At 64.5% G+C, this 10,098-nt stretch carries 7 protein-coding genes and 1 pseudogene; 3 read left to right on the top strand and 5 right to left on the bottom strand.

Going from position 1 to position 10,098, the window contains the following annotated elements; genetic code table 11:
• Positions 1-130: pseudogene (locus NKJ76_RS20770) on the bottom strand (transposase); the annotation flags it as partial.
• Between the two features lie 19 nt (positions 131-149).
• On the opposite strand from NKJ76_RS20770, the gene NKJ76_RS20765 reads away from it, so the two are divergent.
• A complete protein-coding gene (locus tag NKJ76_RS20765; RefSeq protein ID WP_352538250.1) occupies positions 150-2,051 on the top strand; it encodes a CASTOR/POLLUX-related putative ion channel in 1,902 nt (633 codons plus the stop codon).
• On the opposite strand, the gene NKJ76_RS20760 is transcribed toward NKJ76_RS20765, so the two are convergent.
• The gene (locus tag NKJ76_RS20760) at positions 2,048-2,923 is read right to left on the bottom strand and encodes an HpcH/HpaI aldolase/citrate lyase family protein (protein WP_023710650.1); all 876 of its coding nucleotides are present in this window, start codon (positions 2,921-2,923) and stop codon (positions 2,048-2,050) included. The genes NKJ76_RS20765 and NKJ76_RS20760 overlap by 4 nt on opposite strands.
• Positions 2,923-3,435, bottom strand: coding sequence for a MaoC family dehydratase (locus NKJ76_RS20755; RefSeq protein ID WP_502902328.1), 513 nt, complete (start codon positions 3,433-3,435; stop codon positions 2,923-2,925). Before NKJ76_RS20755 ends, NKJ76_RS20760 begins: the two co-directional genes overlap by 1 nt.
• A 91-nt stretch (positions 3,436-3,526) precedes the next feature.
• On the opposite strand from NKJ76_RS20755, the gene NKJ76_RS20750 reads away from it, so the two are divergent.
• Positions 3,527-4,648: a DUF2336 domain-containing protein gene (locus tag NKJ76_RS20750; protein ID WP_023701210.1), complete on the top strand. Its 1,122-nt coding sequence runs from the start codon at positions 3,527-3,529 to the stop codon at positions 4,646-4,648.
• Between the two features lie 4 nt (positions 4,649-4,652).
• Here the strand turns inward: NKJ76_RS20750 and NKJ76_RS20745 are convergent, their stop codons facing one another.
• Positions 4,653-6,719 (bottom strand): FUSC family protein, encoded by a 2,067-nt coding sequence (locus NKJ76_RS20745; RefSeq protein ID WP_023695445.1) that lies wholly within the window; start codon positions 6,717-6,719, stop codon positions 4,653-4,655.
• Positions 6,720-6,821: 102 nt separating this feature from the next.
• Positions 6,822-8,876 (bottom strand): DNA topoisomerase IV subunit B, encoded by a 2,055-nt coding sequence (gene parE / locus NKJ76_RS20740; RefSeq protein ID WP_023691142.1) that lies wholly within the window; start codon positions 8,874-8,876, stop codon positions 6,822-6,824.
• A 258-nt stretch (positions 8,877-9,134) separates the two neighbouring features.
• Between parE and cpaB the strand changes: the two genes are divergently transcribed.
• Positions 9,135-10,040, top strand: coding sequence for a Flp pilus assembly protein CpaB (cpaB, locus tag NKJ76_RS20735; RefSeq protein WP_023681601.1), 906 nt, complete (start codon positions 9,135-9,137; stop codon positions 10,038-10,040).
• Positions 10,041-10,098: the final 58 nt, after the last annotated feature.

Below are 10,098 nucleotides of genomic sequence, written 5' to 3'. Positions count from 1 at the left end.
GATCGAGCGCGTTCCTGAGGAAGTGCACGTAGCAGCGTTGCCAGGCGGCTTCGGGGATCACCTCGCCGATCGCTGCCACCAGGCCGGCGTGATCGTCGGACACGACCAACTCGACGCCCTTGAGGCCGCGCGCGGGGGTCGCCGGCGACATGAAGAAACGAGACTCGCTGCGAACCCGGCTGCGCTATGGGTTTGACAAGAGCATGGCGGCCGGGCCGATCGCGCTGATCGGCTGGCTCGCCGTCCTTTCCCTGCTGATCATCATCGCCGCCGCGGCCTTCCTTGCGGTGACCCGCATCGCGCCGGAGGGCGGCGAACCGCTGAACTTCTTCGAAGCGTTCTGGGAATCGCTGATGCGCACGCTCGATTCCGGCACGATGGGCGGCGACACCGGCTGGGCCTTTCGTCTCGTCATGCTGTTTGTCACGCTTGCCGGCATCTTCGTTGTGTCGGCCCTCATCGGCGTGCTCAGCGCCGGCGTCGACAGCAAGCTCGATGAATTGCGCAAGGGTCGTTCGCGGGTGCTGGAGAGCGACCACACCATCATCCTCAACTGGTCGCCGTCGGTCTTCGACGTCATCTCCGAACTCGTCATTGCCAATGCCAGCCGCCGCCATCCGCGCATTGTCGTCATGGCCAACATAGACAAGGTCACGATGGAGGACGAGATCGCCGCCAAGGTCGGCAGGTTGGGCAACACACGCATCATCTGCCGCAGCGGCGACCCGACCGACCTCTACGATCTGGCCATCGTCAACCCGCAGACCTCGCGCTCCATCATCGTGCTGTCGCCGGACGGCGACGATCCGGATTCGCAGGTCATCAAGACGGTGCTGGCGCTGGCCAACGACCCGAACCGGCGCACCGCGCCCTATAACATCGCCGCCGAGATCCGCGACGGAAAGAACGCCGAGGTCGCCCGCGTCGTCGGCGGGGCCGAGGTACAGCTTGTCCTGGCCGACCAGCTGATCTCGCGCATCGTCGTGCATTCGAGCCGGCAGTCGGGTCTCAGCGGCGTTTATTCGGAGCTGCTCGATTTCGACGGCTGCGAAATCTACACGACCGAGCAGCCTGATCTCACCGGCAAGACCTTCGGCGAGGCAGTGATGGCGTATGAGCATTGCACGCTGATCGGGCTCTGCGACCAGCAGGGGCGCGTCAATCTCAACCCGCCGTCGGAGCTGGTAATCGGCAAGGACATGCGCGCCATCATCATTGCCGAGGACGATGCCGCCATCAAGCTGGGAAGCGCCGGAGCCAAGATCGATGCCGCGGCGATTCTTCGCCATCAGCCCATCGAGGCGAAGCCGGAGCGCACGCTGATCCTTGGCTGGAACCGGCGCGGTCCGATCATAACCTATGAACTGTCGCGCTATGTCGCGCCTGGTTCGATCCTGACCATCGCCGCCGATACGCCAGGCCTCGAGCAGGAAGTTGCCGGGCTGCCGGTCGTCGGCGACAATCTGTCGGTTTCCTGCCGGATCACCGACACGTCGAGCAGCACAGCACTGGCAAGCCTGGACGTGCCTTCCTACGACCACGTGCTCGTCCTCGGCTACAGCGAGACCATGGCAGCGCAGCCCGCCGATACGCGCACGCTGGTGACGCTGTTGCATCTGCGCAAAATCGCAGACGATGCCGGCACGCATATCTCGATTGTCAGCGAAATGATCGACGTGCGCAACCGCGAGTTGGCGGCGGTGACCAAGGCCGATGACTTCGTCGTCAGCAACCGGCTGGTCAGCCTGATGCTGGCGCAGGCATCGGAGAACCAGCATCTCGCCGCGATCTTCGATGACCTGCTCGACGAGGAGGGCTCCGAAATCTACATGCGTCCGGTCGGCCACTATGTCGCCATCGATCAGCCGGTGACGTTCTGGACGATCGCGGAATCGGCGCGGCTGCGCGGCGAGATCGCCATCGGACATAGGCGCGTTCGCGCTGCGCAGAGTGATGAGCGGGCTCTGGGCGGCGTCACCGTCAACCCGTTGAAGTCGCAAGCGCTGGCCTACCTGCCTGAGGACCGGGTCATCGTGCTGGCGCGGGACTAAACCCCGACTGCCTTGGCGCGAGCCAGAAGCCGTTCGGCGAGCCTGAGATGCGGCCGGTCATACATCTTGCCGTCAATGCCGACCACGCCGGGATTTCCGGCCGCCTCGAAGGCCGCGACGATGGCCTGCGAGCGTTGCACTGCCTCCGCCGATGGCGTGAAGGCGGCGTTGATGACCGGCACTTGCGCCGGATGGATCGCCATCTTGCCGGTAAAGCCGTCACGCTCGGCCTCCGTGCATTCGGCTTCGAAGGCGGCCATGTCGCGAAAGGCGGGGAAAACCGTGTCGATCGCCGCGACTTCAGCTGCGCCGGCGGCAAGGATGGTCATGGTGCGGGCAAGGCGGAAGACATCGGTGTAGCGGCCGTTGTCGTCGCGCGCAGCCTGCGCGCCGATCGCCGCCGACAGATCTTCGGCACCCCAGGTGAGGCCGGCAAGCCTGGCGCTTGCCCCGGCATAGGTCGCGGCGGCCAGCAACCCAGCAGCGGTCTCGGTAATGATCGGCAGGATCTTGATCGCGCCATCCGGCAATCCGTTTTCGGCCTCATGTACGCGGAGCTTTACGGATAGCTGCTGGACATCCTGGCCGCTGTTCGACTTCGGCAGCATGATGCCGTCGGGTTTGACCGGAACCAGGGCGGCCAGATCATCGTCGGTCAACCCGGTCGATAGGTCGTTGACTCTGATATAGATGGCGGAGCTTGTCTGCTGCCTGTTGCCGGCAATAAAGCGTGCTGCGATGTCGCGTGCCGACGGCTTGTTTTGTGGCGCCACGGAATCCTCAAGGTCGACGATGACCACGTCGGCGCCGGCGCCAAAACCCTTCTCCAGTTTCTTTTTGGAATCCCCGGGCACAAACAGCAGCGAGCGCATCAGGCCGCCTTTTTCATCATCATCGCCTGGCGCGTGCATTTGGCAACGAGCACATCGTTCTGATTGTAGGCGTGATGCTCGAACTCGACGATGCCGCGGTCCGGCTTCGATTTCGAGTCCCTGACTGAGAGCACCGTCGTTTCGACACGGATAGTGTCGCCGTGGAAGACCGGGTGCGGAAACACCGTCTCCTTCATGCCGAGATTGGCAATTGTGGTGCCGACGGTGATGTCATTGACGGAAATGCCGATCATCAGGCCGAGCGTGAACAGCGAATTGACCAGCGGTCTGCCCCATTCGCTCTTGGCGGCGAAGTCGAAGTCGATGTGCAGCGGCTGTGGGTTCAGCGTCATCACCGAGAACAGCATGTTATCGCTTTCGGTGACGGTCTTGCGCAGCGTGTGCCGAAAGACATGTCCGACGACGAACTCTTCGAGATAAAGCCCGGGCATCATTTTTCTCCTCCGCTGCCTGACGGTTGATAGGCGCTGCCCATGCCACCCGCAAGCCAGTTAATAAACATGGTGAACCGTTCGTAAACCATTTCTGCCTAGGGTCATTCCTGGGGCCGGAAGCTTTCCGGCAAGGGGCGTAGCAGGCAGTATGGTTGTCTCGCATTTTCTCAAATGGATCTACACCGCGAGAGTTTCGGAGCGCGCCGCGGCGGCGAGCGCGCTGGCCCGCGCCTACGTCAATTCCGACCTGCCTTTCGAAGACCGTTGCGCGGCCGAAGCGGCGCTGACGCTGCTGCTCGACGACGCCTCGTCGAAGGTGCGGCTGGCTATGGCCGAAGCGCTGTCGATGAGCCATCACGCGCCGCTGCAGATCATCAGCGCGCTTGCCTCCGATCAGCCGGAAGTGGCAGCCCTGGTGCTGGCGCGCTCCCCGCTGCTGACGGACGCCGACCTGATCGACCGCGTCGCGGCCGGGCACAAGGCGACGCAAAAACTGATCGCCGACCGGCCGGTCGTTTCGATGGCGGTTGCCGCGGCGATCGCCGAGATCGGCGAACCGGAAGCGTGTGCGGCGCTGCTCGCCAATGACGGCGCCGACATAGCCTCGCTCTCCTTCCGCCGCATCGCCGAGCGGCATGGCCATATCGCTCATTTGCGCGAGGCAATGGTCACGGATGTGCGGCTGCCGGCCGACTGCCGGCACATGCTACTGGTCAAGCTCGGCGAAACGCTGAAGGCTTCGCCGCTGGTGATGGCGCTGATGGGGGCGGCCAGAGCCGAGCGCGTCACGCGCGATGCTTGCGTCAAGGCTTCGGTGCGGCTGGTCGAAGGCACGCGCGCGGAGGAACATGCGGCACTTATCGAACATCTGCGCCTGCGCGGCGACCTGACCGCAAGTTTCATCATCCGTGCCATTGCCCACGGCAAGGTCGACTTTTTCGGCTCGGCCCTGGTTGCGCTCAGCCAGCAGTCGGAGCAGCGGGTGCGGGCCTTGCTCGCAGGCGGCCAGGACGTCGCGTTGCAGGCGCTGTTCCGCGGCGCCGGCCTTGCCGCTTCCACCCATGGCATCATCCTGCGCGCGCTCAAAATCTGGCGCGAAGTCGCCAACGGCAAGCGCCTCGCCGGCGTGCAGGAGGTCAGCTGGCTGATGCTGAAGGAGCTCGGCGGTCCGGCCACCGAGGGCGATCTCGCCGGCCTGGTCAAGTCGATCCACCTCGACGCGCTGCGGGAAAACGCGCGCGGGCATGCGCTGGCGATAGCCGCGGCCTGACGCCCTAAACTCGGTCCTTGGCGAAGAAATCCGGGAAATCCTCGATCGCGGCGGCGATGATGCGCAGCGAGGCTGCGATCTGCAGCATATCCGCACCGCCGCTGCGCTCTGAAAGGCTGGCTGCATATTGCCGGGCCACAGTGACAGTTGCTGTCTGTGGATCGCCGGTTGCGCGAAAGAGCAGTTCACGCGCGAGGCCGCGCAGGAAATTGGCGATCGAGAGCGCGGTGTCGGTAGGAGTGGACGGCCTCTGCTGCGCGGCGCGCAGGCGCAGGATTTCGAGGCCGACGGTAACGGCGGCGACCCCGCCGCCCAGGATCGCATCGCCTTTCCTGCCGGCATTTTGCAAGAGCGGCATCAGCTGGTTGATGCGGTCATAGGCCAGACTCTCGAAGGCCGAACGCCGCGGCACCCGCTCATGCAGGCACAGCCGCGCCAGATCCTCGCGCATGGCGCGCACGATGCGGTTGGCCGCGCGCCATGGATCCACCGGCAGCACCACGATGAAGACGCAGATAGCCAGCAGGATGCCGACCAGCACCGACGCCGAGCCGGCGAAGAACGGGCCTGGGGCATAGGTCATCGCCTGATGCGGGCTGAGGAAGGCGAGGAAATTGATTGCAAAGGCCGTCGCCACGCCGACGGTGCGCGGATTGGCCATGCCCAGCGCCGTCGGTACCAGGATCGGCACGACAAACAGCGTGAACCAGCCGAAGCCGGGCAAAGCAGGCAGCGCGACCTGGCCAACAAGGAAGGCAAAGGGCAAAGCCAGCAGCGTACCCTTGAAGAAGCCCCAGGACACCCGCACCGGGTCAGGCCGCGCGGCGAAAAGACTGGAGACGACCGCAACGAGGATAACGGTGCCGGCCGTGTCGGACCATTTCGTCGTCAGCCAGAAGGCGGCGACCGCCAGCGTGGCAAGGGCGGCGCGTATGGCATTGCGCGAAGCCCCGGGATAATCGCGATGCACCACCAGCGCAGGCAGCTGCCTGTTGCTCCGGCTCGGGCGCGTCACCGGTGCGCGCAGGGCGTCGAGGCCGCGCAGCACCTGCTTGAAGGCTTCGGCGAAATCGGCGGCGATGGTGAGGCGCGTGATGGTGCCGACCCTGTCGTCCTGATCGGTCGAGGCGTCGGGCATTTGCCGGGCCTTGCCGGCAATCGCGTCGAGCCGCGTCACCCAGGGCGACGTGTCCTCCAGCGCCTCGTGCGTGGCTGCCAGTTCGCTGACCAGCGACTGCAGTTCCGAGCGCACCGGAATGAGCGCTGCGTTTTTCGGCGCGGCGTGAGAATGCAGCGCGCGTGCCGCCGACAGCGCCGACAGAAGCTGACCGATGGTGAGGCGGACCGGATGGGCGCGGGTGGCGAAGCTCGGGGCTTCGAGCCGGGCATAGGTGCGCATCTCGGCCAGCATCTGGGCGTCCGTGATCAGCTTGCCGTGCAGGCCGGCCAGTCTCGCCGGGTCGCCGCCGGAAAAAGCGCCGCCCGCATAGGTTGCAAGGTCGAGGATGCTGCGCTTCAGCCTGGAGATGATGGCGTCAGCGGCCAGCTTGGGCAGGATCAGCCGGCTGGTCAGGCCGGCGCAGACGATGCCGAGCACGATCTCGGCGCAGCGCGCGACAGCGAGATCGACGATCACATGCGGCTGGCCGAAAGCCGGCAGCCCAATGATCATCGCGGTATAGCCGGCAAGTGCGGCGCCATAGGCTTCCGGATTGCGCAGCAGCGACGAAACCAGCGTGCACAGCCCAATCCAGACGGACAGCGCCGTGACCAGCAGCCAGGGATTGGTGCCGAAAACCGAGGTGATGCCGATCGTCGCAAGTCCACCGGCCAGCGTGCCGAGCAGCCGGTAAAAACCTTTCGCCAGCACCATGCCGGCGACCGGCTGGGCGACGATGAAGACCGTCATCATCGCCCATTGCGGGTGGTCGAGTTTTAGCGCGTAAGCAGCGAGAAGCGCGATCAGACCCGCCGAAACCGTGCGCAGGGCGAAAATCCAATCCGAGCGCGTCGGCTGCGTCAGGCCCGCCAAACTGGTTTCGAAGTAGCTCTTCAGCCGCGCCCAGATCACAAGCTGGTCTCCGTATCGGAAGCGCAGGCTAGAGCAGTTCCAGGAAAAGTGTGAAACGGTTTTCCGCCCGGAACTGCGTCAAAACGAAGAGTTGGCCGGCGCTCAGATATCCAGCACTTCCGTCGCGGCGAATTCGGCGCGTTCCTGGATGAAGCGGAAGCGGGCTTCCGGCTTGGTGCCCATCAGCGCGTCGACAGCATCCTTGGTCGCGGCCACGGCGTCGATGACATCGACCCTGAGCAGCGTGCGCTTCCTCGGGTCCATGGTGGTTTCCTTGAGCTGCGCGGCCATCATCTCGCCCAGGCCCTTGAAGCGGCCGATCTCGACCTTGGCGCGGCCGGTGAATTCGGTGCGCAACAGCTCGTCCTTGTGCGCATCGTCCCTGGCATAGGCAACCTTGCCGCCTTGCCGGATCGAATAGAGCGGCGGCACCGCCAGATAGAGATGGCCGCCATTCACCAGGTTCGGCATTTCCTGGTAGAAGAAGGTGATCAGCAGCGAGGCTATGTGAGCGCCGTCGACGTCGGCGTCGGTCATGATGATCACGCGGTCGTAGCGCAAATCCTCGTCGCGGTATTTCGAGCGCGTGCCGCAGCCGAGCGCCTGAATCAGGTCCGAAATCTGCTGGTTGGCGGCTAGCTTGTCGTTGCCGGCGCTGGCGACGTTGAGGATTTTTCCGCGCAGCGGCAGCACCGCCTGGCTGGCGCGGTCGCGCGCCTGCTTGGCCGAGCCGCCGGCCGAGTCGCCTTCGACGATGAACAGTTCGGCGCCCGCGGCGGCATTCTGCGTGCAGTCCGCGAGCTTGCCGGGAAGGCGCAGCTTGCGCACCGCGCTCTTGCGCGACACTTCCTTTTCCTGGCGCCGGCGCACCCGCTCGTCGGCGCGCGCAATCACCCATTCCAGCAGCTTGGAGGCTTCCTGCGGATTGTCGGCCAGCCAGTGGTCGAAGGGATCGCGGATGGCGGTCTCGACAATGCGAATGGCTTCGATCGTTGCCAGCCTGTCCTTGGTCTGGCCGACGAATTCCGGCTCGCGAATAAACACCGACAGCATGCCTGCCGCCGAGATCATCACGTCTTCGGAGGTGACGATCGAGGCGCGCTTGTTGCCGACCAGGTCGGCATAGGCCCGAAGCCCGCGCGTCAGCACATTGCGAAAGCCGGCCTCATGCGTGCCGCCTTCGCCGGTCGGGATGGTGTTGCAGTAGGAGTTGACGAAGCCGTCACCGCCGAACCAGGTCACCGCCCATTCCAGCGAACCGTGGCCGCCCTGCTTCTCGCTCTTGCCGGCGAAGATTTCGCGGGTCACCTGGAAATCATCGCCGAGCGATGCCTTGAGATAGTCCTTCAAGCCGCCGGGGAAATGGAACTCCGCCTTGGCCGGCGTCTGGTCCTTTTCCTTGATCAGCGATGGGTCGCAGCTCCAGCGGATCTCGACGCCGCCGAACAGATAGGCTTTCGAGCGGGTCATGCGATAGAGCCGCGCCGGCTCGAAGGCGGCGCCCTTGCCGAAAATCTGCTCGTCGGGATGGAAGCGGATTTTGGTGCCGCGCCGGTTGTGCACTTCGCCGAGCTGCTCCAGCCCGCTCACCGGAACGCCGCGCGAGAACCTTTGGCGGTAAAGCTGGCGACCGCGCGCGACCTCGACTTCGAGATGGTCCGACAGCGCATTGACGACCGAGACGCCGACACCGTGCAGACCGCCGGAGGTCTCATAGACCTTGCTATCGAACTTGCCGCCCGAATGCAGCGTCGTCATGATGACTTCGAGCGCCGGTTTCTTGAATTTCGGATGCGGATCGACCGGAATGCCGCGGCCATTGTCGGTGACGGTCAGAAACCCGTCGGCCGACAGCTCGACATCGATGAAGGTGGCATGGCCGGCGACCGCCTCGTCCATCGAATTATCGATGACCTCGGCAAACAGATGGTGCATCGCCTTGTCGTCGGTGCCGCCAATATACATGCCGGGACGGCGCCGCACCGGCTCCAGCCCCTCCAGCACCTCGATGTCGGCGGCGCTATAGCCCTCGCTGCCGTCCTTGGTCGCGGCAGGACGCTTCGTGGCCTGCACAAGCGGGTCGGCCGGGCGCGAAGGTGTCCGAGCCGGTTGGGGCTGCTTTTCCAGATTGCCGAAAAGATCGTTGTTGTCGTCCATGCCTGCCATAGAATCCGGTGCCGCGAATCACCCGTCGATACTGCCACGCTTTTCGGCGCCAAGCGACGGAAGTTCCTGTTACGTTCGGGGATTTAACCCCTTCTTATCCTAAAACCTTTCGATAACCAAGCCGGCGGAAATAGGTCCGTGCGGAGCCGCTGGGATTCCTGAATCTTTAACAAAGCGGCCTAGCGTCGCCCCAACAAAACAAAAGACCACGAGAGTCAGGGGTTGGTTGTGAGGGGCAAGGCCATAACGATGATTGGCATCGCTGCCGTCTTCGGCGCGATTTCAATCTTTGCCGCGGATTTCTGGGTGAAAAGCCAGGCCAAGGCCGATGCCGAAGAGAAAACGGCGTCGATCCCGGCGCCCGCCGTCCCCAAGGTTGTCTTCAAGACCATCGTGGTGGCCAACGCGCCGCTGCGTTACGGCATGGAGCTTGACCGGGCGCAGCTCAGCGAAATCCCATGGTCCGAGGATTCGGTGCCGCAGGGCGCGTTCACCACAGTCAATGCATTGCTCGCCGAAGGCAGCCGCGTGGTATTGTCGCCGATCGAGATCAACGAGCCGGTGCTGATCAGCAAATTGTCGGGGCCGAACGGCCGCGCGACGCTGTCCAACATGATGACGCCCGGCATGCGGGCGGTGACAATCCGCACCGACGAGATCGCCGGTGTCGGCGGCTTCGTCATGCCGGGCGACCGGGTCGACGTGGTGCTGACACGCGATGCGGGCGAAATCCAGGAAGTGGCCAAGAACGCGCAGGGCGCTGCCGGATCGACCGTTACCTCCGAGATCGTCGTCTCCGACGCCAAGGTGCTGACCGTGGGGCAGGGCGCCGACGAGCGCCAGACCACACCGCAGATCGCCAATTCCGTGACCATCGAGGTGACGACCGAAGGCGCGCAGAAAGTGGCGCTTGCCCGCACCGTCGGCACCTTGTCGCTGTCGCTCCGCTCGGCCGCCGACGGTGGTGCCGCCAAGGACGGCGTCACCACCATCTCGTCCTTCGGCGGATCGGTCGCCTCCGGCGTCCAGGCCGCTGCCGGCGCGCTGTTCACTGCCGCGACCAAGGAGCCTGAGAAGCCGAAATTCAAGACGATCATCGTGACGCGCGGCACGCAGGTCGAAGAATACCAGGTTCCTGCGCGGGACCAGCAATAACTGCCGGTGGGAACCGGGCGAAGGACGGGACAGATGTCGGGACTTCATGCATTTCAGA

The sequence above is a fragment of the Mesorhizobium sp. M0029 genome, assembly GCF_040323735.1.
In the GTDB taxonomy this organism is placed as follows: Bacteria; Pseudomonadota; Alphaproteobacteria; order Rhizobiales; family Rhizobiaceae; genus Mesorhizobium.
Note: the sequence above shows the minus strand (reverse complement) of the source record. Positions and strands in the feature narration are given on the sequence as shown.

Bases quoted from the DNA above. Each gene is read 5' to 3' on its own strand.
- NKJ76_RS20765 (WP_352538250.1), top strand. From the start codon at position 150: ATGAAGAAACGAGACTCGCTGCGAACCCGGCTGCGCTATGGGTTTGAC.
- cpaB (WP_023681601.1), top strand. From the start codon at position 9,135: ATGATTGGCATCGCTGCCGTCTTCGGCGCGATTTCAATCTTTGCCGCG.
- NKJ76_RS20760 (WP_023710650.1), bottom strand. From the start codon at position 2,923: ATGCGCTCGCTGCTGTTTGTGCCCGGGGATTCCAAAAAGAAACTGGAG.
- parE (WP_023691142.1), bottom strand. From the start codon at position 8,876: ATGGACGACAACAACGATCTTTTCGGCAATCTGGAAAAGCAGCCCCAA.
- NKJ76_RS20750 (WP_023701210.1), top strand. From the start codon at position 3,527: ATGGTTGTCTCGCATTTTCTCAAATGGATCTACACCGCGAGAGTTTCG.